The sequence below is a fragment of the Pseudomonas sp. genome (assembly GCF_002796985.1).
GTDB lineage: Bacteria > Pseudomonadota > Gammaproteobacteria > Pseudomonadales > Pseudomonadaceae > Pseudomonas.
Window position 1 is genome coordinate 934,218 of record NZ_PEKX01000007.1, and the last position, 25,146, is coordinate 959,363.

Annotated in this window: 21 protein-coding genes and 3 tRNA genes; 21 read left to right on the plus strand and 3 right to left on the minus strand. The window is 64.9% G+C overall.

Features of this window, described 5'->3' with window-relative positions; genetic code table 11:
* The first annotated feature begins 19 nt into the window (after nucleotides 1–19).
* The 12 genes from truA (at nucleotide 20) to CTR55_RS10080 (ending at nucleotide 9,523) form a co-directional block, all read left to right on the plus strand.
* A complete protein-coding gene (truA, locus tag CTR55_RS10025; protein WP_296285809.1) occupies nucleotides 20–877 on the plus strand; it encodes a tRNA pseudouridine(38-40) synthase TruA in 858 nt (285 codons plus the stop codon).
* Nucleotides 878–934: 57 nt separating this feature from the next.
* The gene (locus CTR55_RS10030; RefSeq protein WP_296285811.1) at nucleotides 935–1,558 is read left to right on the plus strand and encodes a phosphoribosylanthranilate isomerase; all 624 of its coding nucleotides are present in this window, start codon (nucleotides 935–937) and stop codon (nucleotides 1,556–1,558) included.
* Nucleotides 1,559–1,815: 257 nt separating this feature from the next.
* Nucleotides 1,816–2,691 carry an acetyl-CoA carboxylase, carboxyltransferase subunit beta gene (gene accD / locus CTR55_RS10035; RefSeq protein ID WP_296285812.1) on the plus strand — a complete coding sequence of 292 codons (876 nt, stop codon included), beginning with the start codon at nucleotides 1,816–1,818 and terminating at the stop codon, nucleotides 2,689–2,691.
* Nucleotides 2,688–3,968 carry a bifunctional tetrahydrofolate synthase/dihydrofolate synthase gene (folC, locus tag CTR55_RS10040; protein WP_296285814.1) on the plus strand — a complete coding sequence of 427 codons (1,281 nt, stop codon included), beginning with the start codon at nucleotides 2,688–2,690 and terminating at the stop codon, nucleotides 3,966–3,968. The genes accD and folC overlap by 4 nt, the downstream gene beginning before the upstream one ends.
* A gap of 35 nt (nucleotides 3,969–4,003) precedes the next feature.
* Complete coding sequence (locus tag CTR55_RS10045) at nucleotides 4,004–4,654, plus strand: SPOR domain-containing protein (protein ID WP_296285816.1); 651 nt, start codon at nucleotides 4,004–4,006, stop codon at nucleotides 4,652–4,654.
* Nucleotides 4,655–4,758: 104 nt separating this feature from the next.
* On the plus strand, nucleotides 4,759–5,301 hold the full coding sequence (locus CTR55_RS10050; RefSeq protein ID WP_138525869.1) for a CvpA family protein: 543 nt from the start codon (nucleotides 4,759–4,761) through the stop codon (nucleotides 5,299–5,301).
* 106 nt (nucleotides 5,302–5,407) lie between these two features.
* Nucleotides 5,408–6,913 carry an amidophosphoribosyltransferase gene (gene purF / locus CTR55_RS10055; protein ID WP_296285818.1) on the plus strand — a complete coding sequence of 502 codons (1,506 nt, stop codon included), beginning with the start codon at nucleotides 5,408–5,410 and terminating at the stop codon, nucleotides 6,911–6,913.
* A 27-nt stretch (nucleotides 6,914–6,940) separates the two neighbouring features.
* On the plus strand, nucleotides 6,941–8,152 hold the full coding sequence (locus tag CTR55_RS10060; protein WP_296285819.1) for an O-succinylhomoserine sulfhydrylase: 1,212 nt from the start codon (nucleotides 6,941–6,943) through the stop codon (nucleotides 8,150–8,152).
* A 5-nt stretch (nucleotides 8,153–8,157) separates the two neighbouring features.
* Nucleotides 8,158–8,916, plus strand: coding sequence for an SDR family oxidoreductase (locus tag CTR55_RS10065; RefSeq protein ID WP_296286510.1), 759 nt, complete (start codon nucleotides 8,158–8,160; stop codon nucleotides 8,914–8,916).
* Between the two features lie 266 nt (nucleotides 8,917–9,182).
* Nucleotides 9,183–9,258: transfer RNA gene (locus CTR55_RS10070), tRNA-Val, on the plus strand.
* A gap of 16 nt (nucleotides 9,259–9,274) precedes the next feature.
* Nucleotides 9,275–9,351 (plus strand) — tRNA-Asp (locus CTR55_RS10075).
* Nucleotides 9,352–9,446: 95 nt separating this feature from the next.
* Nucleotides 9,447–9,523: transfer RNA gene (locus CTR55_RS10080), tRNA-Asp, on the plus strand.
* A 242-nt stretch (nucleotides 9,524–9,765) separates the two neighbouring features.
* Here CTR55_RS10080 and CTR55_RS10085 read toward each other — a convergent pair.
* Nucleotides 9,766–10,803 carry an AraC family transcriptional regulator gene (locus CTR55_RS10085; protein WP_296285821.1) on the minus strand — a complete coding sequence of 346 codons (1,038 nt, stop codon included), beginning with the start codon at nucleotides 10,801–10,803 and terminating at the stop codon, nucleotides 9,766–9,768.
* Nucleotides 10,800–11,918, minus strand: a complete 1,119-nt coding sequence (locus CTR55_RS10090) for a carbon-nitrogen hydrolase family protein (protein WP_296285822.1) — start codon at nucleotides 11,916–11,918, stop codon at nucleotides 10,800–10,802. The genes CTR55_RS10085 and CTR55_RS10090 overlap by 4 nt, the downstream gene beginning before the upstream one ends.
* Before the next feature lie 216 nt (nucleotides 11,919–12,134).
* On the opposite strand from CTR55_RS10090, the gene CTR55_RS10095 reads away from it, so the two are divergent.
* From CTR55_RS10095 to CTR55_RS10105, 3 genes are all read left to right on the plus strand, one after another.
* Nucleotides 12,135–14,168 carry an NADPH-dependent 2,4-dienoyl-CoA reductase gene (locus CTR55_RS10095; RefSeq protein WP_296285825.1) on the plus strand — a complete coding sequence of 678 codons (2,034 nt, stop codon included), beginning with the start codon at nucleotides 12,135–12,137 and terminating at the stop codon, nucleotides 14,166–14,168.
* Between the two features lie 271 nt (nucleotides 14,169–14,439).
* The gene (locus tag CTR55_RS10100) at nucleotides 14,440–15,903 is read left to right on the plus strand and encodes a chromosome partitioning protein ParA (RefSeq protein WP_296285826.1); all 1,464 of its coding nucleotides are present in this window, start codon (nucleotides 14,440–14,442) and stop codon (nucleotides 15,901–15,903) included.
* 10 nt (nucleotides 15,904–15,913) lie between these two features.
* Nucleotides 15,914–16,858 (plus strand): pyridoxal-phosphate dependent enzyme, encoded by a 945-nt coding sequence (locus CTR55_RS10105; RefSeq protein ID WP_296285827.1) that lies wholly within the window; start codon nucleotides 15,914–15,916, stop codon nucleotides 16,856–16,858.
* On the opposite strand, the gene CTR55_RS10110 is transcribed toward CTR55_RS10105, so the two are convergent.
* Complete coding sequence (locus CTR55_RS10110; RefSeq protein WP_296285829.1) at nucleotides 16,846–17,784, minus strand: DUF1853 family protein; 939 nt, start codon at nucleotides 17,782–17,784, stop codon at nucleotides 16,846–16,848. The genes CTR55_RS10105 and CTR55_RS10110 overlap by 13 nt on opposite strands.
* 112 nt (nucleotides 17,785–17,896) lie before the next feature.
* Between CTR55_RS10110 and CTR55_RS10115 the strand changes: the two genes are divergently transcribed.
* From CTR55_RS10115 to pepN, 6 genes are all read left to right on the plus strand, one after another.
* Nucleotides 17,897–18,784 (plus strand): NAD(+) kinase, encoded by an 888-nt coding sequence (locus tag CTR55_RS10115; protein WP_296285831.1) that lies wholly within the window; start codon nucleotides 17,897–17,899, stop codon nucleotides 18,782–18,784.
* Nucleotides 18,784–19,764 carry a metallophosphoesterase gene (locus tag CTR55_RS10120; protein WP_296285832.1) on the plus strand — a complete coding sequence of 327 codons (981 nt, stop codon included), beginning with the start codon at nucleotides 18,784–18,786 and terminating at the stop codon, nucleotides 19,762–19,764. The genes CTR55_RS10115 and CTR55_RS10120 overlap by 1 nt, the downstream gene beginning before the upstream one ends.
* The gene (locus tag CTR55_RS10125) at nucleotides 19,761–20,627 is read left to right on the plus strand and encodes a rhomboid family intramembrane serine protease (protein WP_296285834.1); all 867 of its coding nucleotides are present in this window, start codon (nucleotides 19,761–19,763) and stop codon (nucleotides 20,625–20,627) included. Before CTR55_RS10120 ends, CTR55_RS10125 begins: the two co-directional genes overlap by 4 nt.
* Nucleotides 20,628–20,810: 183 nt before the next feature.
* Entirely contained in the window at nucleotides 20,811–21,071 is a 261-nt protein-coding gene (locus tag CTR55_RS10130; RefSeq protein WP_296285835.1) for a DUF1315 family protein, read from the plus strand.
* The gene (locus CTR55_RS10135) at nucleotides 21,071–21,898 is read left to right on the plus strand and encodes a DUF2797 domain-containing protein (RefSeq protein ID WP_296285836.1); all 828 of its coding nucleotides are present in this window, start codon (nucleotides 21,071–21,073) and stop codon (nucleotides 21,896–21,898) included. The genes CTR55_RS10130 and CTR55_RS10135 overlap by 1 nt, the downstream gene beginning before the upstream one ends.
* Before the next feature lie 159 nt (nucleotides 21,899–22,057).
* Nucleotides 22,058–24,730: an aminopeptidase N gene (pepN, locus tag CTR55_RS10140; RefSeq protein WP_296285837.1), complete on the plus strand. Its 2,673-nt coding sequence runs from the start codon at nucleotides 22,058–22,060 to the stop codon at nucleotides 24,728–24,730.
* Nucleotides 24,731–25,146: the final 416 nt, after the last annotated feature.

Genomic DNA, 25,146 nt, shown 5'->3' on the forward strand with positions numbered 1-25,146 from the left:
GCCGGAAGGCTCACATTAGATGATTGAAGCAGTACCCTCAGCGGCGGCCGAATCGGCCGCCGTTGGCGTTTCCAGGATTGCCCTGGGCGTCGAATTCAAAGGTTCGCGTTATCGCGGCTGGCAGCGCCAGGAAAATGGTGTGCCGACCGTGCAGGGCGCGCTGGAAAAAGCCCTGTCGCGGGTGGCCGACCATCCGGTTTCGTTGATGTGTGCGGGGCGCACCGATGCCCTGGTGCATGCGAGCGGCCAGGTAGTGCATTTCGATACCACGGCCGAGCGCTCGCTCATCGCCTGGGTCATGGGCACCAATGCCAATCTGCCCAACGATATCAGCGTGACCTGGGCCAAGGTAATGCCGGCGCACTTCCACGCGCGCTTCACCGCCATGGCGCGGCGCTATCGGTACGTGATCTACAACGACCAGATCCGCCCGGCGCATATGGCCGAAGAGGTCACCTGGAACCACCGTCCGCTGGATGTCTCGCGCATGCGCGAAGCCGCCCGCGCGCTGGTCGGCACCCATGACTTCACCTCGTTCCGCGCGGTGCAGTGTCAGGCCAAGTCGGCAATCAAGACGGTGCACCATCTTGAGGTGATCGAGCACGGTCGCTTCATCGTGCTGGATGTCCGGGCCAATGCCTTCCTCCACCATATGGTGCGCAACTTTGCCGGAATGCTGATGACCATCGGTGCCGGCGAGCGCCCGGTGGAGTGGACGGCCGAGGCACTGGCCGCCCGCGACCGGCGTGCCAGCGGGATCACGGCGCACCCTTACGGGTTGTACCTGGTGGGCGTGGAATATCCGGAGGAGTTCGTGTTGCCCGAGCGTTATGTCGGGCCACATTTCCTTTCAAGTTTGCCGGATATCGTTGGCTGACGATGCCAGGGTCATTTGCTACCATCGATCGATTACTTACCTGAAGGTTGCTGCATCTTGTCCGCCGTTCGCATCAAAATCTGCGGTATTACCCGAGTCGAGGATGCCCTGGCCGCCGCCGAGGCGGGCGCTGACGCCATCGGTCTGGTGTTCTACGCCAAGAGCCCGCGCTCGGTGAGCATTCAGCAGGCGCGGGGGATAGTCGCTGCGCTACCGCCCTTCGTCAGTACCGTCGGCCTGTTCGTCGACGCCAGCCGCTGCGAGCTGGGAGAAATCCTCGATGCGGTGCCGCTGGACGTTCTGCAGTTCCACGGCGACGAGACGCCGGAGGCCTGCTCCGGCTGGCACAAGCGCTACCTCAAGGCCCTGCGCGTGAAGCCGGGCGACGACGTGGCGGCGCAGATTGCGAAATACCCCCAGGCCAGCGGCTTCCTCCTGGATACCTATGTGGAAGGTATCCCTGGTGGAACCGGGTTGGCCTTCGATTGGTCCCTGGTGCCGAAGGATGTGCAGCGCCCACTGATCCTGGCCGGCGGCCTGACGGTTGCCAACGTGGCCGATGCCATCGCTCAGGTGCGCCCCTATGCCGTGGATGTGAGCGGCGGGGTGGAAGCGAGCAAGGGCATCAAGGATGCGCAGAAGATCCGCGATTTCATCGCCCAGTGTCGTTCGGTCGCGTGACGAGGAATCTTCATGTGACGACGAGCGGCCTGCCGCCGTCCACTACCCAATCGCTGCCCGCGGGTAGCGCTGGGTATCGTCGATGCTGGCAATCTTGCCCATCTGCGACCCGCACCGAGTGCTGTATCCGTGGCGACGCCTCAGGCGGCGCCTGTGTTTGCGAGGGGTTCCGGCCTTGAGGTCGGAACCGCGACGATGAATTTGCTCAGGGACACGCGCATGGCTGCACGCCGTGCCCCTGCACTGGAGACGAGAGCATGAGCAACTGGCTGGTCGACAAGCTGATCCCTTCCATCATGCGTTCCGAGGCGAAGAAGAGCTCGGTACCGGAAGGCCTGTGGCACAAGTGCCCGTCCTGCGAAGCGGTGCTGTACCGCCCGGAGCTGGAAAAGACCCTCGACGTCTGCCCCAAGTGCGATCACCACATGCGTATCGGTGCCCGCGCGCGCATCGATATCTTCCTCGATGAGGAAGGCCGCGAAGAGCTGGGCGCCGAGCTGGAGCCGGTGGACCGCCTGAAATTCCGCGACAGCAAGAAGTACAAGGACCGCCTGACCGCCGCGCAGAAAGACACCGGTGAGAAGGACGCGCTGATTTCCATGAGTGGCAAACTGATGGGCCTGCCGGTCGTGGTCAGTGCCTTCGAGTTCTCCTTTATGGGCGGCTCCATGGGTTCCGTCGTCGGCGAGCGTTTTGTGCGCGCTGCCAATTACGCCCTGGAAAATCGTTGCCCGATGATCTGCTTCTCCGCCTCGGGTGGTGCGCGCATGCAGGAAGCGCTGATCTCCCTGATGCAGATGGCCAAGACTTCCGCCGCGCTGGCCCGCCTGCGCGAGGAAGGCATCCCGTTCATCTCCGTGCTGACCGACCCGGTCTACGGCGGCGTGTCCGCCAGCCTGGCGATGCTCGGCGACGTGATCGTCGGCGAGCCGCGCGCCCTGATCGGCTTCGCCGGCCCGCGCGTGATCGAGCAGACCGTGCGCGAGAAGCTGCCCGAAGGCTTCCAGCGCAGCGAGTTCCTGCTGGAGCACGGCGCCATCGACATGATCGTCCACCGTTCGGAAATGCGTCAGCGGCTCGCCAGCATCCTGGCCAAATTCACCCACACTCCCAGTGCTGCGCTCGCAGGATGACCCAACGTACCCTTGCCGACTGGCTCAGCTATCTCGAGCAACTCCACCCCACGGCAATCGAGATGGGGCTGGATCGCTCCCGTGAGGTAGCTGGCCGACTCGGCCTGGGGCGCCCCGCGCCCCGCGTGGTGACCGTCACTGGCACCAATGGCAAGGGTTCCACTTGCGCCTTCCTCGCCGCCCTGCTCGGCGAGCAGGGCCAGCGCGTCGGTGTCTACAGCTCGCCACACCTGCTGCGCTACAACGAGCGAGTGCTCATCGATGGCGTCGAAGCCAGCGATGAGTCACTCTGCGAAGCCTTCGCCGCCGTCGAGTCGGCCCGTGGCGAAATCTCCCTGACCTACTTCGAGATGGGCACTCTCGCAGCCTTCTGGCTATTTGAACGTGCCGGTCTCGATGCCGTGGTGCTGGAAGTTGGCCTGGGCGGTCGCCTGGATGCGGTGAACCTGGTCGACTCCGACGTCGCCGTAGTCACCAGTATCGGTATCGATCATGTCGACTGGCTGGGCGATACCCGCGAAAGCGTGGCTTTCGAGAAGGCCGGTATCTTCCGCGCCGGCAAGCCGGCGGTATGTGGTGATCTGGAACCGCCGACGCCGATTCTGGAGCAGGCCCGCAAGCTTGGCTCGCCGCTGATCCTGCGCGGGCGTGATTTCGATCTGGCGCTGGGCGAAGCCGACTGGCACTGGCGCGGTCGTTCCGCTACAGGCGAGGCGCTGAGCCTGCATAATTTGCCGCTGCTCGATCTGCCGATGGAGAACGCGGCGCTGGCCCTGCAGGTCTATGCCTTGCTCGACTTGCCGTGGCGGTCCGAGCAACTGATCGCCGCGCTGCAGCGTACCCGCGTGACCGGGCGCCTGGATCGCCGCACCGTGCAATGGCGCGGTGAAGAGCGCCACTTGCTGCTCGACGTCGGGCATAATCCGCACGCTGCGCAATACCTCGCCAGCCGCCTGCGGGCGGCGCCGCCCAAGGGTGTGCGCCACGCGGTATTCGGCCTGCTGGCGGACAAGGATCTCGACGGCGTACTGGAACCCGTGCTCGGCTTGGTGCAGGATTGGGCCGTCGCGCCGCTGCCCACTGGCCGCAGTCGTCCGGCCGCAGAGCTGGAGGCCGCGCTGCAGGCTCACGGGGCGCAGGCCAGCTGCCATGGCGATATCGCCGCGGCACTGGTAGCGCAATGCGATGCAGCGAGCGTCGATGACGAGATTCTGGTGTTTGGTTCGTTCTACAGCGTGGCGGATGCCCTGGAGTGGCTCGCCAAGGCTGCTCAATAAGCTGCTCAATCAAGTACACCTAAGGGGAGTTGTGCATGGCGTTGCTCGATAAGGGGCTCAGGCAGCGGGTAGTCGGAGCGCTGGTGCTGCTGGCGCTGGCGGTGATCTTCCTGCCGATGCTGTTCTCCCGCGAGGATGATGTACGCCAGGTGGTGGTCGAGGCGCCGGTGATGCCCAAGCCGCCGGCCATGCCCACCGTCGAAGTGCAGCCCACTGAAGTCCCCGAGCCGCAGGCCGAGGACGTCGAGGACGCCGTTCCGCCGGCCCAGGTGGTTCCGGCACCGGCGCCTTCCGCACCCATCGCCAGCCAGCCAGCCCAGTCGCCGCAACCCAAGCCCCCAGCTACGCAGCCGGCCGCCCCCAAGCCCGCTGCACCCGCGCCGCAGCCTGCGCAGGCCAGCGCCGCTCCTGCGCCACAGCCGGCCCAGCGCCTGGACAGTAACAACCTGCCGGTCAGTTGGTCGGTGCAGTTGGCCAGTCTGTCCAACCGTGCTCGCGCCGACGAGCTACAGAAGTCCCTGCGCAGCCAGGGCTACAACGCCTACGTGCGCAGCTTCGACGGCATGAACCGGGTATTCGTCGGGCCGGTGGTCGAGCGCGCCGAAGCTGATCGTTTGCGTGACCAGCTCGGCAAGCAGCAGAAGCTCAACGGCTTCGTGGTGCGCTTCCAGCCTGAGCGTGGCTGAGACCGTTCGTTAGATTCTTTCAATCAGCCCCATGTCAAACTGGGGCTCTTCTAAATCGAAGGCCTCTGCTAAAATGCGGGGCCTTTCCGTTTCTGGGCCGCAACGTGGCATTTACCTGGGTCGATTGGACGATGATCGGCATCATCGTCATTTCCAGCCTGATCAGCTTGAGCCGTGGTTTCGTCAAGGAAGCCCTGTCACTGGTCACCTGGATCGTAGCCGGTGCAGTCGCCTGGATGTTCGGCGGCGCGCTGGCCGAGCATCTCGCACCCTATATTCAGTTGCCCTCCGGGCGTGTCATCGCCGCCTGCGCCCTGCTTTTCGTCGTCACGCTGCTGCTGGGCGCACTCGTCAATTTTCTGATCAGCGAACTGGTGCGGGTAACCGGCATGTCCGGCACCGACCGGGTGCTCGGCATGGTCTTCGGTGGCGCCCGTGGTGTGCTGCTGGTGGTGCTGCTGGTCGGCCTGCTCAGTCTTGCGCCGGTGCAGCAGGATCCGTGGTGGCAGCAATCGGTGCTGATGCCGCATTTCCTGATGGTCGCCGACTGGTCGAAGAACTTCATCCTGACTTTTGCCGGGCAGTGGATGTCCGGCGTTACCATCACTCCGCCTTCCGGAGTGGGGTCTTTGCTGCCGGCCCAGTGATGGGCAAGCAGAGGCGACGGGAAGCCGTCGCGGCAACGGCGGGTCCGGTGGATACTGCCGAATACGGAATTGTTTTAGCCTGAACACCAACTAGGGGTTGCGTCGCATGTGTGGCATCGTCGGTATCGTGGGCAAGTCGAACGTGAATCAGGCGCTTTATGACGCCCTCACCGTTCTCCAGCATCGTGGCCAGGACGCTGCGGGGATCGTTACCTGTCAGGACGACCGTCTGTTTCTGCGCAAGGACAACGGCCTGGTCCGTGACGTCTTCCAGCAGCGCCACATGCAGCGCCTGGTCGGCAAGATCGGTATCGGCCATGTGCGTTACCCGACCGCGGGCAGCTCCAGCTCCGCCGAGGCACAGCCGTTCTACGTGAACTCGCCCTATGGGATCACCCTGGCGCACAACGGCAACCTGACCAACGTCGAGCAGCTGGCCAAGGAAATCTACGAATCCGACCTGCGCCACGTGAACACCAACTCCGACTCGGAAGTGCTGCTCAACGTGTTCGCCCATGAACTGGCGGTGCGCAACAAGCTGCAGCCCACCGAGGAAGACGTCTTCGCCGCAGTCGCTGGCGTGCATGCCCGCTGCGTGGGTGGCTACGCGGTGGTGGCGATGATCACCGGCTACGGCATCGTCGGCTTCCGCGATCCCCATGCGATCCGCCCGATCGTCTTCGGCCAGCGTCACACCGAGAACGGCGTGGAGTACATGATCGCCTCGGAAAGCGTGGCCCTGGACGTCCTCGGCTTCACCCTGATCCGCGACCTGGCTCCCGGCGAAGCGGTGTACATCACCGAAGACGGCAAGCTCTATACCCGCCAGTGCGCGGCCAACCCGCAGTACGCGCCGTGTATCTTCGAGCACGTCTACCTGGCCCGCCCGGACTCCATCATCGACGGTATCTCGGTCTACAAGGCGCGCCTGCGCATGGGCGAGAAGCTGGCCGACAAGATCCTCCGCGAGCGCCCGGACCACGACATCGACGTGGTCATCCCGATTCCAGACACCAGCCGCACCGCCGCGCTGGAGCTGGCCAACCGCCTGGGCGTGAAGTTCCGCGAAGGTTTCGTGAAGAACCGCTACATCGGCCGCACCTTCATCATGCCCGGCCAGGCTGCGCGCAAGAAATCGGTCCGCCAGAAGCTCAACGCCATCGAGCTGGAGTTCCGCGGCAAGAACGTGATGCTGGTGGACGACTCCATCGTTCGTGGCACCACCTGCAAGCAGATCATCCAGATGGCCCGCGAGGCCGGCGCGAAAAACGTCTACTTCTGCTCCGCCGCTCCGGCGGTGCGTTATCCCAACGTCTACGGCATCGACATGCCGAGCGCCCACGAACTGATCGCGCACAACCGCAGCACCGAGGAAGTCGGCGAGCTGATCGGCGCTGACTGGCTGATCTATCAGGACCTGCAGGACCTGATCGAATCCACCGAGGGCGGCAAGATCAAGATCGATCACTTCGACTGCGCCGTGTTCAACGGTGAGTACGTCACCGGCGATGTCGATGAAGCCTATCTGAACAAGATCGAGCAGGCGCGCAACGACGTAACCAAGAACAAGGGTACGGCGGTCAGCGCGATCATCGATCTGTACAACGACTGATTCTCAGAAGATAAGGGAGAGCAGGGCATGGCTCAGGATTGGGAAGCCGGCCGGCTGGACAGCGACCTGGAGGGCGTCGGCTTCGACACCCTCGCGGTACGCGCCGGACAACGTCGCACCCCGGAGGCAGAGCACGGCGAAGGCCTGTTCACCACCTCCAGTTATGTGTTCCGCAGTGCCGCCGACGCGGCCGCGCGTTTCGCCGGTGAAGTGCCGGGCAACGTCTACTCGCGTTACACCAACCCCACGGTGCGCACCTTCGAGGAACGCATCGCTGCGCTGGAAGGCGCCGAGCAAGCGGTGGCTACGTCCACTGGCATGTCGGCGATCCTGTCCCTGGTGATGAGCCTGTGCAGCGCCGGTGACCACGTGCTGGTCTCGCGCAGCGTATTCGGCTCGACCATCAGCCTGTTCGAGAAGTACTTCAAGCGCTTCGGTATCGAGGTGGACTATCCGCCGCTGAGCGATCTTGCGGCCTGGGAAGCGGCGTGCAAGCCGAACACCAAGCTGTTCTTCGTCGAGTCGCCGTCCAACCCGATCGCCGAGTTGGTGGACATCGCCGCACTGGCCGAGATCGCCCACGCCAAGGGTGCATTGCTGGCGGTGGATAACTGCTTCTGCACTCCGGCGCAGCAGCAGCCGCTGAAGCTGGGCGCGGACGTAGTGATTCACTCGGCGACCAAGTACATCGACGGCCAGGGCCGCACCATGGGCGGGGTTGTCGCCGGACGGCGCGCGCAGATGGAGCCCGTGGTCGGCTTCCTGCGGACCGCCGGCCCGACGCTGAGCCCGTTCAACGCCTGGATCTTCATCAAGGGGCTGGAAACCCTGCGCGTGCGCATGCAGGCCCACAGCGCTTCGGCTCAGTTGGTTGCCGAGTGGCTGGAGCAGCAACCAGGCGTGGAGCGCGTGTACTACGCGGGCCTGGCCAGCCACCCGCAGCACGAGCTGGCCAAGCGTCAGCAGAAAGGCTTCGGTGCGGTGGTGAGCTTCGAGGTGAAAGGCGACAAGGCTGCGGCCTGGCGCTTCATCGATGCCACCCGGATGATCTCCATCACCACCAACCTGGGTGACACCAAGACCACCATCGCCCATCCGGCCACCACCTCCCACGGTCGTCTGTCGCCGCTGGAGCGTGAAAACGCCGGCATCCGTGACAACCTGATCCGCGTTGCGGTGGGCCTGGAAGATGTCGATGACATCAAGGCCGACCTGGCGCGAGGCCTGGTAGCACTGTGAGTGTGATGGATGCCCTGGGCAACGGCCAGGTGGTGCTGGTCACCGGTGCCGCACACGGCATCGGCCTGGGCGTCAGCGCCTGGCTGGTCGCCGAGGGCTGGCAGGTGGTACTGGCGGACATCGACCGCGAGCGCGGCCCGAAAGTAGCGGCGGCGCTGGGTGAGCGCGCCAGCTTCATCGCACTGGATGTGGCCAGCGAAGGGCAGGTCGCCGCGGCCGTGGCCGAGCTGATCGGCCAGTTTGGTCGTCTCGATGCGCTGGTCAGCAACGCTGCCATCGCGCGGCCGCACAACACCGCGCTGGAAAGCCTGGGTTTGAACGAGTGGAGCCGTACTCTGGCGGTGAACCTCACCGGCCCGATGCTGCTGGCCAAGCACTGTGCGCCATACTTGCGCGCGCACAGCGGCGCCATCGTCAACATCGCGTCCACCCGTGCGCACCAGTCCGAGCCGAACTCCGAAGCCTACGCGGCGAGCAAGGGCGGGCTGCTGTCGCTGACCCATGCCCTGGCCAGCAGCCTGGGGCCGGATGTCCGTGTCAACGCGATTTCCCCCGGCTGGATCGACGCCCGTGACCTGCGCGAGCGCGAGGCCGAGCCGCTGACCGAGCTGGACCATGACCAGCATCTGGTCGGCCGCGTCGGCACGGTGGAGGACATCGCCTCGGCCGTGGCCTGGCTGATCGGCGACAGCGCCGGTTTCGTCACCGGCCAGGAGCTGGTGATTGACGGTGGCATGACGCGCAAGATGATCTACCTCGACTGAGTGTCGGGTGTGGAAGAGGAGGGCGGCCCGAGGGTCGCCCTTTTTCTTTTGCGCTCGGCTCCGGTGCTGGGCGGTTTCGCGAGCAAGCTCGCTCCTACACAAGAGCAACGCCCCACCCTGTAGGAGCGAGCTTGCTCGCGAACCGCGTCCTGCATCGAGGCTGATAATCGCGCGGCGAACTTTTTTCGTGGGAAATGAAAAAAAGTTCAATCAGGGCATTGACTTAGGATCTGCCGACTGTAGAATGCGCCCCACTTCGAGACGAAGGGTGATTAGCTCAGCTGGGAGAGCATCTGCCTTACAAGCAGAGGGTCGGCGGTTCGATCCCGTCATCACCCACCACTCTCGCAAGTTACGCGCAGCGGTAGTTCAGTCGGTTAGAATACCGGCCTGTCACGCCGGGGGTCGCGGGTTCGAGTCCCGTCCGCTGCGCCATTTTCCCTCCTTGGTTCCTACCCTGAACCCGCTTGTTGAGTGATTCACTCCAGGCAAAAGGAGGTTGCTGTACCGGACGAAAGTCCAACCGACACGCAGCGGTAGTTCAGTCGGTTAGAATACCGGCCTGTCACGCCGGGGGTCGCGGGTTCGAGTCCCGTCCGCTGCGCCATATTCGAAAGCCCTCAGGTAGCAATACCTGAGGGTTTTTTCGTTCCTGTCCGAAAAACCTCTGTAAGACGCTGTCACAGCTCGTTCACCTTTGACGTCTAGCCTTTTTCCCATGGTCTTTGCTAAAACCGGATCGAACGGTCAGGAGAAAAGCCAATGGACGACTATCAGGAAGAACTGCTGGAACTGCACGCCGTGGAACAGGACCTGCCGGAGCCGGCCGACGACGCCACGGAGATGTGATCAGGCGCTGTGGCGCTGGGCGCGGCGGAATTCCCCGGGGGTCTGTCCGCTCCAGCGCTTGAAGGCGCGCTGGAAGGCCTCGGCGGAGGCGAAGCCGAGCAGGTAGGCGATTTCGCCGAAGGCCAGGTCGGTGTCGCGGATGTAGATCATCGCCAGGTCGCGGCGGGTGTCGTTGAGGATGCCGCGGAACTGCGTGCCTTCCTCGGCCAACTTGCGGCGTAGCGTCCAGGTCGGCAGTTTGAGCCGCGCAGCCACTTCTTCCAGGTCCGGCTCGCGACCGTTGAGCATCGGGCCCAGCAACTGGGCAACGCGCTCGCGCAGGCTGCGTGTGCGGGTCAGCTGCTCCAGCTCCTTCTCGCAGATATCCAGCAATTGCCGCCAGGTGCTCGGGCAGTGGTCCGGGTTGGCGCGCGCCAGTGTTGTCTGGTCCAGACGCAGCTGGTTGTGCTCGGCGCCGAATTCCACCGGACACCCAAGCATTTCCTCGAAACGTGACGCCCAGGCAGGTGCCGGGTACTCGATCGCGACCTTCTCCGGGCGCAGCGGCTGCGCGCCGATACTGCCGAGCATGCTCACCCAGCCGGCCAGCACCGAATCCACCACGAAGCGGTTGTAGGCGTTGTACGGGCTGATGGAGTAGAAGCGCAGCCAGGCCCCGCTGGCGTCTTCGATGAAGCTGCTCTGGCCGCGGTAGTTCTGCGCATACAGCGGCTCGAAGCGGATCAGCGCGCGGGCGGCGGCGCGCAGGTTGGGTGCCTGGGCGGCGGTGACGCCGGCAAGACCGCTCTGGCTCGGCCGGCTCAACTGGCCCATGCGCAGGCCGAGGGCGGGGTCGCCGCTCTGCTGGATGGCCGCGTGGCCCAGGCGCATGTAGCGAGGAATCGACAGGCGTGCGCCGGGCTCGCCCAGGCGGGCGGCGTCCAGTCCGTATTGTTGAAGCAGGGCTTGTGGGGCTATGCCGCTTTCCGCCAGCGCATCGGCGAGGCTGTGGACAAAGCCCACCGAAAGGTCGCCGAGCCGCATGGTCGGGCGGTTCATAGCCAGAGATTGATCAGGCGCGCGCCGGGGCCGTCGGGCGCCAGGGTGTGGCTGTCACCGCTGACCACCAGGCTGCGGCCATCGCTGCCCAGGTCCCAGAGATGGCCACGGAAGAACACGGTGATGCCAGCGTGTGCGCCGCTCTCGCCGAGACGTCCGGCCAGGGCCAGGCGCTCCCAGGCTTCGCCTTCGGTGAGTTGGCCCGGCTTGAGTGTCACGTCGCTCGGCGTCGCGCTGCCGTTATAGCCCTTCCACGGCTTGTTCCAGTTACCGTTGCCGGTGAGGAAGGCCGGTACCGCAATGATGTCCGGCTTGTTCGCGGCCAGTGCGCTGTAGCTGGAGGGGTACCAGCTGTCGGCGCAGACCAGCACGCCGAGACGCCCGGCAGGGGTCTGCAGCACTTGCAGGTCGTCGGCATCGCCGCCGCGGGTGAAGCCCTTCTCGTCGTCGATGGGGAATAGCTTGCGCTGCGGCTTGCCCAGCGGCAGGCCGTCGCTGCCGAAGACCTGGCTGACGTTGTAGAGGCGACCGTTGCCGGTACGGATCTGCCCTTCGACGATGCGTGGGTTGGGCAGCACGATGGAGCCGGCGACGATGGTTACGCCAAATTCTTTCGCCAGTCCGCCGAACAGCGTCTGGTAGTCGTGGGCCATGTCCACGGCCTTCATGCGGAACAGGGCGTCGGCCATGCGGTCCTCGCCCTTGGCGCCGAGCCAGCCGCGCGCCAGTTTCAGCGGGTTGCTGGCGGCCATCCATTCCATCGCCTCGGCGATGTGCTCGGTCTGGTAGACCTCGGGCTTCTCACCGGCGACCACCAGCCAGGTGCCGATGTGCTCGGGGAAGACCACCACGGTGCGCGGGTTGATCAGCCCTTCGTCGCGGGCCTTGGCGAGGTAGGCGTGGAGCTTCAGGCGTAGGCGCTCGACGCTCTGGTAGTCCTGGGTAAACAGCTCCGGCTGCACGCCCAGCAGGTTGCCGCGCTCGGACGGTTGGCCCTGGTTGAGCGCGACCTGGCTGCGCAGGTCGGACAGGTAGTGGCCCACCGGGCGACGCTCCGCCCAGCCGGCATAGCCGGCGAAGAGAACGACCAGGACGAAGAAGATCAGCTTACGCATAAAGGACGGGTACTCATGGAATGCACCACAGGGTAGGGGTTGGGCCGGACGTTGCCAAGCCGGGGTGTCATATTCGATCAGTAACTTGTCATTTTCGATCATTGAGCGACGAGAGTGCGCTCCTTAGAGTCTGCTCCATACCGACCGCGCCCCATGCATTGCCGTTCCCATACTGCAAGCTGAGGGCGCGGCATCATCGTGAATGCCGGAGACAACATGACCGCCACTTACCCGCACCTGCTCGCACCGTTGGACCTGGGCTTCACCACCCTGCGCAACCGCACCCTGATGGGCTCCATGCACACCGGCCTGGAAGAAAAGCCCCAGGGCTTCGAGCGCATGGCGGCCTACTTTGCCGAGCGCGCCCGTGGTGGCGTTGGCCTGATGGTCACCGGCGGCATCGGCCCGAACGAGGAGGGTGGTGTGTATTCCGGCGCGGCCAAGCTGAGCACCGCCGAAGAGGCCGAGAAGCACAAGGTCGTCACCCAGGCGGTGCACGAGGCGGGTGGCAAGATCTGCATGCAGATCCTCCACGCCGGCCGTTACGCCTACAGCCCGAAATCCGTTGCGCCCAGCGCCATTCAGGCGCCGATCAATCCGTTCAAGCCGCGCGAGCTGGATGAAGAGGGTATCGAGAAGCAGATCGCCGACTTCGTCAATTGCTCGAGCCTGGCCCAGGTGGCCGGCTACGATGGCGTCGAGATCATGGGTTCGGAAGGCTACTTCATCAACCAGTTCCTGGCCGCCCACACCAACCACCGTACCGACCGCTGGGGCGGCAGCTACGAGAACCGCATGCGCCTGCCGGTGGAGATCGTCCGCCGCGTGCGCGAGGCCGTGGGCCCGAACTTCATCATCATCTACCGCCTGTCGATGCTCGACCTGGTGGAAGGCGGCAGCACCTGGGATGAGATCGTCCTGCTGGCAAAGGCCATCGAGCAGGCCGGCGCCACCATCATCAACACCGGCATCGGCTGGCACGAAGCGCGTATCCCGACCATCGCCACCAAAGTGCCGCGCGCGGCCTTCACCAAGGTCACCGCCAAGCTGCGTGGTGAGATCGGCATCCCGCTGATCACTACCAACCGCATCAACACGCCGGAAATCGCCGAACAGGTGCTGGCCGAAGGCGACGCCGACATGGTCTCCATGGCCCGTCCGTTCCTCGCCGACCCGGACTTCGTCAACAAGGCCGCCGAAGGCCGCGCCGACGAGATCAACACCTGCATCGGCTGCAACCAGGCCTGCCTGGACCACACCTTCGGCGGCAAGCTGACCAGTTGCCTGGTGAACCCGCGCGCCTGCCACGAGACCGAGCTGAACTACATCCCCACCACCCATGTGAAGAAGATCGCTGTGGTCGGTGCCGGCCCCGCTGGCCTGTCCGCTGCCACCGTGGCGGCAGAACGTGGCCACGAGGTGACGCTGTTCGATTCCGCCAGTGAGATCGGCGGCCAGTTCAACGTCGCCAAGCGCGTCCCAGGCAAGGAAGAGTTCTACGAGACCCTGCGCTACTTCAAGCGCAAGGTGGAAACCACTGGCGTCGACCTGCACCTGAACACCCGCGTCAGCGTCGATGATCTGGTCAAGGGCGGCTTCGACGAGATCATCCTGGCCACCGGCATCGTGCCGCGCACCCCGGCCATTCCGGGCATCGAGAATGCCAAGGTGATCAACTACCTGGACGCCATCCTCGAGCGCAAGCCGGTCGGCCACAGCGCGGCGGTGATCGGCGCCGGCGGCATCGGCTTCGACGTTTCCGAGTACATCACCCATGCCGGCGAGTCCACCAGCCTGGACCGCCATGCTTTCTGGCAGGAGTGGGGCATCGACGAGAACCTGGAGGCCCGTGGCGGTGTTGCCGGCATCCAGGCGCACCCGCACTCCGCGGCGCGCCAGGTGTTCCTGCTGCAGCGCAAGAAGACCAAGGTCGGCGACGGCCTGGGCAAGACTACCGGCTGGATCCACCGCACCGGCCTGAAGAACAAGCAGGTGCAGATGCTCAACAGTGTCGAGTACCTCAAGGTCGACAACGATGGCCTGCATATCAGCATCGCCGGTGGCGAGCCGCAGGTGCTGCCGGTGGATACCGTGGTCGTCTGCGCCGGCCAGGACCCGCTGCGCGAGCTGCATGACGGCCTGGTTGCCGCCGGCCAGAGCGTGCACCTGATCGGAGGGGCCGACGTGGCCGCCGAACTGGACGCCAAGCGCGCCATCAATCAGGGCTCACGCCTCGCCGCTGCAATCTGATTCGGCTGCGACCTGAGTCGCAGAATCGGGCCCGGAAAAGTTCCCTTCCGGGCCCGGATATCTTCCCGAAAATCCAACCGCGTCACAGAATGATCCAGCCAGTTAACCGCCCGGCCTGACCGCCGGGTCGGGTGCCAACCGAGTCACATTGCCTGCGACATTAATTCCCCTAGACTTGCTCGAATGTCGGGATTTTCCCGCTGTTCGGGTGCTGCGTTTCTGACAGGCCCTTTTTTCAGACTTCCTCCCGCACCAGCCCAGAGGTCAATCGATGAGCATGCAGAAGAAGCCTCAAATGGTGGAAGCCGTGGTCTTCTTCAATGACCGCGGCGTCTGCAAGGAAATGCTCTATCCCGAGTTCGAGGCGCTGCTCGACAACGTCGTGCAGATGCCGGAATACGCCGATCAGCAGATGCAGCTCGCCTATGTGCTGATCAACCCGCGCCTGCTGGTCAAGGCGGTGGTGTTCTTCTACCTGGACTTCGACGAGAAGGGCGAGGCCGACCGTGGCTGGAACCTGCCGCTGCGCAACCTGGCCGACCGCGCCGGTCGCGGCCCGGACATGGGCGCAGGCCCCATTCGCCTGGCGTGCCGCAGCCAGTGCCCGGTGTCCTGGCACCAGATGCACCTGTGGGATCCGACCCTGGATGCCAGCAGGAACCATCTGGTCCAGCTGCGCGAATCGATCAAGCGCAACAATCTTGGCGTGCTGGTGGAAGAGGAGCCGGCTGCGGTCGAGCTGGCACGCCTGCAGATGGCCGACGAACACCAGTGGTATGCGCCCGCCGAGGAGGAGTCGCGCGAGGAGGCCGAGAAGCTGGCCCGCGCCATGCTCGAGGATCATCATCAAAAGACCGCCGAACTACTCGGCCAGCACGAGACCCGCCTGTCGCAGATCAGTCAGCAGCATGAGCAGGAACTCGGCCGCCTGAAGCTGGGCGCGCAGGAGCAGGTCAAGGTGCTGCAGGCCGAGCTCGCGGCGCTGCGCGAGGGCCTCAAGCGCGAGGAAGAGATCAACGCCGGTCTGCGCCGAGAGCTGGATGGCCAGGCCAACGGTTTCCAGCGCGGGCGCGAGGAGCTGACCGCACAACTTCGCCACATCGAGGCGAGCGGCCGAGACGAGCTGGAGCAATTGCGCCAGCAGATCGAGGAGGAGTCGCGCACCCGCATGGCCAGCCTGGAGGCTCGCTACAAGGAGCAGATTTCCGTCCGCGACGTCGAGCTGGGTTACCGCAACGAGCTGGACCAGCAGCTGCAGAAGGAGAACCAGCAACTGCGCCAGGAGGCCGAGCAACTTCGCGAGGAAACCGGTCAGTTGCGCCAGATCGCCGCGCAACTGCAGCAGGGCGCGGATGGCCTGCGCCTGGAGCTGGACGCTCTGTCAGCCCAGGCGGCTGGCGGCTCGGTGCTGGAGCGCCTGTCCGGCATGGGGGTGATCTTCGTGGTGTACCATCCGGGCGCGGGGCATCTGACCCTGTCACTGCAGGATGTCGCCCGTTACCAGGAAAACCCCATGGCGTTTGCCGCCGCCAAGTGCTTCGTCGCCGAAGACCAATACCGCAGCTGGCTTGCCCATTACCAGCAGCCTGCCTGTGAGGGACGGTTGTCCAACGGCGAGCGCTGCGCCATGCCCATCGACCGCGTGGAAACTCCCGGCCGCTTCGTCGAGGGCGACAGCAACTGCTGTTCCCGGCACAAGACCGCCGGCCGTCTGCGCAGCGTCACCACCGGCTGACCGGGGCGCCGTGCGGTTCCCCGACTGGCGCCCCGAAGCACCGCTGCAACGCATCCATCTGGATTGGCTCGATCGCGCTGGCATCGAGCTGGCGCTGTTGCGTCTGGACCTGGTGGATGAGTTCGTCTCTGGCAACAAGTGGTTCAAGCTCACGCCGTATCTGCATCTGGCCGCTGATCTCGGCCTGCGTGGCGTGATGACCCTGGGCGGCGCTCACTCCAATCACCTGCACGCAGTGGCTGCCGCCGGGGCACGCTTCGGTTTCGAAACGGTTGGATTGCTGCGCGGAGAAGAGCAGGACAATCCTACTGTCGCCGATCTGCAGCAGCTAGGCATGCAGCTCCACTGGCTTGGCTACGGTGGTTATCGTCGGCGTCACGAAGCAGATTTCTGGACGCCATGGCGCGAGCGTTATCCCCAATTGCTGGCGGTCGGTGAGGGCGGCGGCGGGCTGCGCGGTGCTCAGGGGTGTTCGCCACTGGTCACGCAGATTCGTCATCAGCTCGGCGGCATCGGCTGGGATGACTATCAACAACTCTGGGTGGCCTGTGGCACGGGTACGACCCTGGCCGGCCTGGTGCTCGGAGAGCGCGGCGCGCATCCGGTGGTCGGTACCATGGCGGTGCCGCCTGGGCATGGCGTGGAAACACAGGTGCCTGAGTTGCTGCGCGAAGCGGGTGCCACCAATGCCGGCTACCGACTGATCGACGCCAGCCGGGGCGGCTTCGCACGGATCGATACGACGCTGGCGCACTTCATCCTCGCGACCGAAACCGAGTGCGGCGTGCCGCTGGAGCCGCTGTACACCGGGAAGTTGCTGCTGGCGTTACACGATGAAATCGCAGCGGGGCGCATCGCACGCGGCACCCGCATCGTCGCCATCCACAGCGGCGGCTTGCAGGGGCGTCGGGCGCTGGATGAGAAATTGAAGACCCTGGCCGCTCAGCGCGTATAGCCGCTGTGCACCCGTGGCCAGCGGTCGCCCACCAGGAACAGGCGCTCCTGCTCCCGCCAGCGCCCTTCGTGGTGCTCCATGCGCACCAGCATCTGTGGGAAGCCGTCCTCCGGCAGCTCGGCCAGCCAGGTAGCGAAACGCTCTGCGCTCCAGCTTTCATCTTCGGCGGCCGGGGATAGCCAGCCCTTGCGGGACAAAGCCTGCCAGCCTTGCGGGTGTTGTGCCTGGTAGGCGGGCCAGGCGCGTCGGTGCAGCCAGCGGCCGCGCTGGTGGTTGCTGCTGGCGCCGGCAGGTGGCCGGCAGGGCGTCGGCCAGGCATAGAACAGGTAGCCGCCGAGCCAGAGACCGGGTGACGGCTCGGCGTCGCTGTGCTCGCGCACCACGGCCAACCCTTCGGCGGTGGAGGAGAGGGGCAGTTGGTGCTGGTAGAAGTGCTCGATCTTGCGCAGCAGATGGTCTTCGGCGCCCGGTCCGAGCCAGGAGTCGGGTCCGTCGTCGCTGGGGCCGAGGTAGAGCTTGATGGCCAGTTCCAGGTGATGCAGGCCGTCGTCGTCCTCCAGTAGCAGATCCAGTTCGCCGAGGGTCTGGCCGTTGTCGCGCACCGGCAGGTTGGCGGCCAGCAGGCGCAGGTCCGGAGCGCGTTCCAGGGCGTATTGCCAGAGGCGCTCGTAGTAACGGCCCAGGCGCTGGTGTGGCGCAGACTCGAGCTGTTCCAGTAATTCACCTGGCGACTGTTCCAGGGCACGCAGCCAGTCGGCCAGCAGCGAGGGTTTTGCGTACCAGCGGCTGGCGCTCAGCGGATGGCGCAGGGCAGGGCTGCCTGGTTGTAGCAAGGGCGGGGAGAGCAGCGTCCAGGCAAGGTCGCGGACCTGCGGCTGGCGCAGGTCGATCAGCAACTCGTCGAGCAGGGAGGTGAAGTCGGTCATCCCCCAAGCCTAGCCGTTATGCGCGCGCTCCGGCCACGCTGCGGTTTGCCGCTGCTTCCGCCTTTCGCCCATAATTCCGTCATTCGAGTAGCGCAACGCCGTCCGGAGTCCCATGGAACCCTTTCGCAATATCGGCATCATCGGCCGCCTGGGCAGCACCCAGGTGCTGGAAACCATCCGTCGGCTGAAGAAATTCCTCACCGAGCGCCATCTGCACGTGATCCTCGAGGACACCATCGCGGAGGTGCTGCCGGGTCACAGTCTGCAGACCTGCTCGCGCAAGATCATGGGTGAGATCTGCGACCTGGTGATCGTCGTCGGTGGCGACGGCAGCATGCTCGGCGCCGCGCGCGCCCTGGCGCGGCACAAGGTGCCGGTGCTGGGGATCAACCGCGGTAGCCTGGGCTTTCTCACCGATATCCGCCCTGACGAACTGGAGACCAAGGTCGCCGAAGTGCTCGGCGGCCAGTACATCGTCGAGAGCCGCTTCCTGCTCGATGCCCTGGTGCGCCGCCACGGCGAATCCATCGGCCAGGGCGACGCGCTGAACGATGTGGTGCTGCACCCCGGCAAGTCCACGCGGATGATCGAGTTCGAGCTGTACATCGACGGCCAGTTCGTCTGCAGCCAGAAGGCCGACGGCCTGATCGTCGCCACGCCGACCGGCTCCACCGCCTACGCGCTGTCCGCCGGCGGGCCGATCATGCATCCCAAGCTGGATGCCATCGTGGTGGTGCCGATGTACCCGCACATGCTCTCCAGCCGGCCCATCGTGGTCGATGGCAACAGTGAGCTGAAGATCGTCGTCTCGCCGAATATGCAGATCTACCCGCAGGTGTCCTGCGACGGCCAGAACCACTTCACCTGTGCGCCGGGCGATACCGTCACGGTGAGCAAGAAGCCGCAGAAGCTGCGCCTGATCCACCCCATCGACCACAACTACTACGAGGTCTGCCGGACCAAACTGGGTTGGGGCAGCCGTCTCGGGAGCAGCGAGTGATGGAACTCGACCCCGCACGCGGCTACGACCTGATCGGTGACATCCACGGCTGCGCGCACACCCTCGACCATCTGCTGGAGCGCCTCGGCTACCGACAGCAGGGTGGCGTGTGGCGGCATGCGCGGCGCCAGGCGCTGTTCCTCGGCGACATCATCGATCGCGGCCCGCGTATCCGCGAGGCGCTGCACCGGGTACACGACATGGTCGCCGCCGGCGAAGCGCTGTGCATCATGGGCAATCACGAATTCAACGCCCTTGGCTGGTCCACTCCGGCAGCGCCAGGCAGTGGGCGCCAGTACGTGCGCGAGCACACGCCGCGCCATGCCCGACTGATCCGCGAGACGCTGGATCAGTTCGAAGGCCACCCGGCGGACTGGCGCGATTTCCTCGGTTGGTTCCAGGACATGCCGCTGTTCCTCGATGCCGGGCGCTTCCGTATGGCCCATGCCTGCTGGGACCACGACGTGATCGACGCGCTGCGCCAGCAATTCCCGGACGGGCGCATCGACGAAGCCTTCCTCATGGCCACCGCAGAGCCTGGCAGCTTTGCCCAGCAGGCCTGCGACCGCCTGCTGCGCGGCACTGACATGCGCCTGCCCAACGGCCTGACTCTGACCGGCAGCGACGGTTTCACCCGTGCTTTCTTCCGCACCAAGTTCTGGGAAGAGGACCGTGCGCCGGAGACCTATGGCGATATCGTGTTCCAGCCCGACGCGCTGCCCGACGAAGTGGCCAGCGAGCGCTTGAGCGAGGAGCAGAAGTCTCGCCTGCTGACCTATGGTGCCGACGAGCCGCTGCTGTTCGTCGGCCACTACTGGCGGCGCGGCACGCCGGCGCCGATCCGCCCGAACCTTGCCTGCCTGGATTACAGCGCGGTGATGTACGGCAAGCTCGCGGCCTACCGGCTGGACGAGGAAACGCGGCTGGACCGCAACAAGTTCGTGTGGGTGGATGTGAAGCGCCCGGAGGGCAATGAGTGAGTACAGTTGAAGCGATGCGGCTGCCGGCGGCGGTGGACCTGGGCGAGTTCGTCGGCCTGCTGCGCCGGCTGAACGTGCCGTTCCGGGTCAGCGAGGAGTCCGGCGAACAGGTGCTCTGGGTACCCAATTCGCAGCTGGCGGAGCAGGTTCGCAGCCTGTACCAGCGCTATCCACAGGGCGACCCGGATTTCACCGTGCAGGCCGAGCCCCAGCGTCGTGGGCCGGGGTTCGTGCAGCAGTTGAAGCTGAGCCGAATGACTGCCGCGGTGCTGCTGGTGACCTTCGTGGTGGCCGCCGTGACGCTGCTGGGTACCTCGCCGGAGACCCTGCGCTGGTTCACCTTCCAGGACTTCCGCTTCGTCAGCGAAGACCGCGTGCTGTTCTATCCGCTCTCCGACACGCTGGCGAGCGGGCAGTGGTGGCGCCTGCTGACGCCCATGCTGATCCACTTTGGCTGGCTGCACCTGGCGATGAACGCCATGTGGTACTGGGAGCTGGGTCGGCGCATCGAGTACCGCCAGGGGCCCTGGCTGCTGCTGGGCCTGAGCCTGGGCTTCGGCCTGGTGTCGAACCTGGTGCAGTACGGCGTCAGCGGCCCGAGCCTGTTCGGTGGCCTGTCCGGTGTGCTCTACGGCCTGCTCGGCCACTGCTGGATCTTCCAGCGCATGGCGCCCACGCCGGCCTATCACCTGCCCAAGGGCGTGGTGGCGATGATGCTGATCTGGCTGCTGGTGTGCCTGTCGGGGGTGATCGATATGCTCGGCTTCGGCTCCATCGCCAACGGCGCCCATGTCGGCGGGCTGGTGGCGGGGTGCCTGAGCGGCTTGGTCGGTGGGCTGCTGGCGCGGCGCCGCACCGCGTAACGCTGAACCTGTAGGAGCGCTGTCGATTCCGGGAGTGATGGGTATCGCTTCGCTCCATGCCATCCTACGAAAGCAGTCCCCAGGATGAACGGGAGCGGCGCAACCGATTGACCGGTGTTCGTGCGCGTGAGGCTTTCGCCCGGTAGAATGCCGGCTTCGTTTTTCCCCTGCAGGAGCCGGCCCATGTCGTCCTTCGCCGAAATGATCGAGAACATCACCCCCGACATCTACGAGAGCCTCAAACTGGCCGTGGAAATCGGCAAGTGGCCTGACGGCCGCAAGCTCACCGTGGAGCAGAAGGAGCTGTCGCTGCAGGCCATGATCGCCTGGGAGCTCGACAACCTGCCCGAGGATCAGCGCACCGGCTACATGGGCCCGCAGGCCTGCGAATCCCACGCCGAGCCGATCCCGAACATCCTCTTCTCCTCCAACTCGCTGCACTGATGCAGGAGCTTGGACGCGGCGCCCTGGACAAGATGTCGGCGCGCCTGGAAAGCCCCGTGCAGTATTCCTTCCGTTTGGGCGATTCGCAGGTTCCGGTGAACCCGCTGATCGGCAAGACGGTGCGCCTGGAATACCTCGGTGAAATCTTCTGCGGCCATTGCGGCCGCAAGACCAAGAAGAGCTTCGCCCAGGGCTACTGCTACCCGTGCTTCACCAAGCTGGCGCAATGCGACAGCTGCATCATGAGCCCGGAGAAGTGCCACTACGAAGACGGCTCCTGCCGTGAGCCGGAGTGGGGCGAGCGCTTCTGCATGACCGACCACGTGGTCTACCTGGCCAACTCCTCGGGAGCCAAGGTGGGCATCACCCGCGCCACCCAGGTGCCGACTCGCTGGATCGACCAGGGCGCGCGCCAGGCATTGCCGATCATGCGCGTGGCGACCCGCCAGCAGTCCGGCTTCGTCGAGGACCTGCTGCGCAGCCAGGTCACCGACCGTACCAACTGGCGCGCGCTGCTCAAGGGCGAGGCCGAGCCGCTGGACCTGGTGGCCATTCGCGAGCAGATCTTCGACGCCTGCGCCGACGGCATCGTCGCGCTGCAGCAGCGCTTCGGCCTGCAGGCGATCCAGCCGGTGATCGACATGCAGCCGATCGAAATCCAGTACCCGGTGGAGGCCTACCTGGCCAAGATCACCAGCTTCGATCTGGACAAGACGCCGGTGGTCGAGGGTACCCTGCAGGGTATCAAGGGCCAGTATCTGATCTTCGATACCGGCGTGATCAACGTGCGCAAGTTCACCGCGTACCAGTTGGCCATCAGCGCCTGATCGAACCTGCATTGAATTCAGGGCCCGCAGCTCGCATCTAGAGAAGGCGCATCTAGGGATAGATGCGCTTGCGACTCGCCCGCGCCGTTCCCAATCGCTAGAGTCAGTATTCCTCCGGCCGGCCCATCCCGCCTGCCGCCTGCCAAGGGGCCAAAAGCCATGCGTACCGAGCAACCGAAAGTCATCCACCTCAAGGATTATCAGGCGCCCGAGTACCTGATCGACGAGACCAACCTGACCTTCGAGCTGTACGAGGACCACACCCTGGTCCACGCCCAGCTGGTGATGCGCCGCAACCCGGAGCGCGGCGCTGGCCTGCCGCCGCTGGTGCTCGACGGCCAGCAGCTGGAGCTGCTGTCGCTGGCGCTGGATGACCAGCCCCTCGAAGCCGGCCAGTACCAACTCGACGATAGCCACCTGACCTTGCAGCCGACTGCCGAGACCTTCACTGTCGACAGCACCGTGCGCATCCACCCGGAAAGCAACACCGCACTGGAAGGCCTGTACAAGTCCGGCAAGATGTTCTGCACCCAGTGCGAGGCCGAAGGCTTCCGCAAGATCACCTACTACCTCGACCGCCCCGACGTGATGAGCAGCTTCACCACCACGCTGTCGGCCGAGCAGCACCAGTACCCGGTGCTCCTCTCCAACGGCAACCCGGTGGCCAGCGGCGCGGAAGAGGGTGGCCGCCACTGGGCGACCTGGCAGGATCCGTTCAAGAAGCCGGCCTACCTGTTCGCCCTGGTTGCCGGTGACCTCTGGTGCGTGGAAGACCAGTTCACCACCATGAGCGAGCGCGAAGTCACCCTGCGCATTTATGTCGAGCCGGAGAACATCGACAAGGTCCAGCACGCCATGGACAGCCTGAAGAACTCGATGCGCTGGGACGAGAAGGTCTACGGCCGCGAGTACGACCTGGACATCTTCATGATCGTTGCGGTCAATGACTTCAACATGGGCGCCATGGAGAACAAGGGCCTCAACATCTTCAACTCCAGTTGCGTACTGGCCAAGGCCGAGACCGCGACCGACGCTGCGCACCAGCGTGTCGAAGGCGTGGTGGCCCACGAGTACTTCCACAACTGGTCGGGCAACCGCGTGACCTGCCGCGACTGGTTCCAGCTGTCGCTCAAGGAAGGTTTCACCGTGTTCCGCGACAGCGAGTTCTCTGCCGACATGAATTCGCGCACCGTCAAACGCGTCGAGGACGTGGCCTTCCTGCGCACCAACCAGTTCGCCGAGGATGCCGGCCCCATGGCGCACCCGGTGCGTCCGGATTCCTTCATCGAGATTTCCAACTTCTACACCCTGACCGTCTACGAGAAGGGTTCGGAAGTGGTGCGCATGATCCACACCCTGTTGGGCGCCGACGGCTTCCGCAAGGGCACCGACCTGTACTTCGAGCGCCATGATGGCCAGGCCGTGACCTGCGACGATTTCGTCAAGGCCATGGAAGACGCCAACGGCGTCGACCTTACCCAGTTCAAACGCTGGTACAGCCAGGCCGGTACCCCGCGTCTGGCGGTGGAGGAGAGCTTTGACGCCGCGGCGCAGAGCTACACCCTGACCTTCCGCCAGAGCTGCCCGGCCACGCCGGGGCAGAGCGAGAAGCAGCCCTTCGTTATCCCCGTGCAAATGGGCCTGATCGACAAGCTGGGCAACGCCGTGCCGCTGCGCCTGCAGGGCGAGGAGCACGCTCATGGCAGCGACCGCGTGCTGCAGGTCACCGAGGCCGAGCAGTCCTTCACCTTCGTCGGCCTCGCCGAGAAGCCGCTGCCATCGCTGCTGCGTGGCTTCTCCGCGCCGGTGAAGCTGAGCTTCCCGTACGACCGCGATCAACTGATGTTCCTCATGCAGCACGACGAGGACGGTTTCAACCGCTGGGAAGCTGGCCAGCAGCTCTCCGTGCAGGTGCTGCAGGAACTGATTGGCCAGCATCAGCGCGGCGAGCAGTTGGTGCTCGACCAGCGCCTGATCACCGCCTTGCGCACCCTGCTGCTGGACACCGGGCTGGATCAGGCGATGGTCGCCGAGATGCTCTCGCTGCCCAGCGAGGCGTACCTCACCGAGATCAGCGAAGTGGCTGATGTCGAGGCAATTCATGCCGCCCGCGAGTTCGCCCGCCAGCAGATCGGCGCGGCGCTGCACGAGCAGCTGTGGGAGCGCTACCAGGCCAACCGCAAGCAGTCCCGCGAGACTGCCTACGTTGCCGAGGCCTCGCACATCGCGCGTCGCAGCCTGCAGAACATTTCCCTGTCCTACCTCATGCAGAGTGGCAAGGCCGAAGTGCTCGCCGCCTGCCAGGAGCAGTACAAGGATTGCGACAACATGACCGAGCGCCTGACCGCGCTTGCCGTGCTGGTTAACGCTTCATCCAAGGGCAAGTCGTTCGAGAGCGCGAAGGCCGAGGGGCTGGCGATGTTCGCCGACTACTTCAAGGAAGACCCGCTGGTGATGGACCAGTGGTTCAGCGTCCAGGCCGGCTGCACCCTGCCGGGTGGGCTGGAGCGTGTGCAGGAGCTGATGAAGCACTCGGCCTTCACCCTGAAGAACCCGAACAAGATTCGTGCGCTGATCGGCGCCTTCGCCAACCAGAACGCGGTGAACTTCCATCGCGCGGATGGCGCCGGCTACCGCTTCCTGGCCGACCAGATCATCACCCTCAACGCGCTCAACCCGCAGATCGCCTCGCGCCTGCTGACGCCGCTGACCCGCTGGCGCAAGTACGCGCCGGCGCGCCAGTCACTGATGAAGGCGGAGCTGGAACGCATCCTGGCGTCCGGCGAACTGTCCAGCGATGTCTACGAAGTGGTCAGCAAGAGCCTCGCGTAACACTCCCGCCGCGCCCCCTCCCTGGGGCGCAAAGCACTGTCGAAAAGGTGTTACCAACCCTTGTTGGTAACACCTTTTTGTTACCTATCGAAATTAATCGATATCATTCTTATCGCTTTGTGATATTGGGCGAAAAACGCCGACGTGTCTGCGTCGCGCCTTCAGGGGCCGATTGCGCCACTCGGGATGGTAAATGGCGCAATCGGCCACTTGAATTGGTTAGTGAACGACCAGTCACAAAAAGTAGCGCGTAGATTCTTTATTTTTTGTAAGCAGATTCGGATACATCGGTGCTGTTGGCACTGGGGTTGCACCGACGGACCCCGCTTAGCCTTTGCCCGTCCGATGGGGCGGGAGGCGTGTCGAGCACCTTGGGGGAGTTTCCTTCAGATCGACGACAACAAGGCCGTGGAATA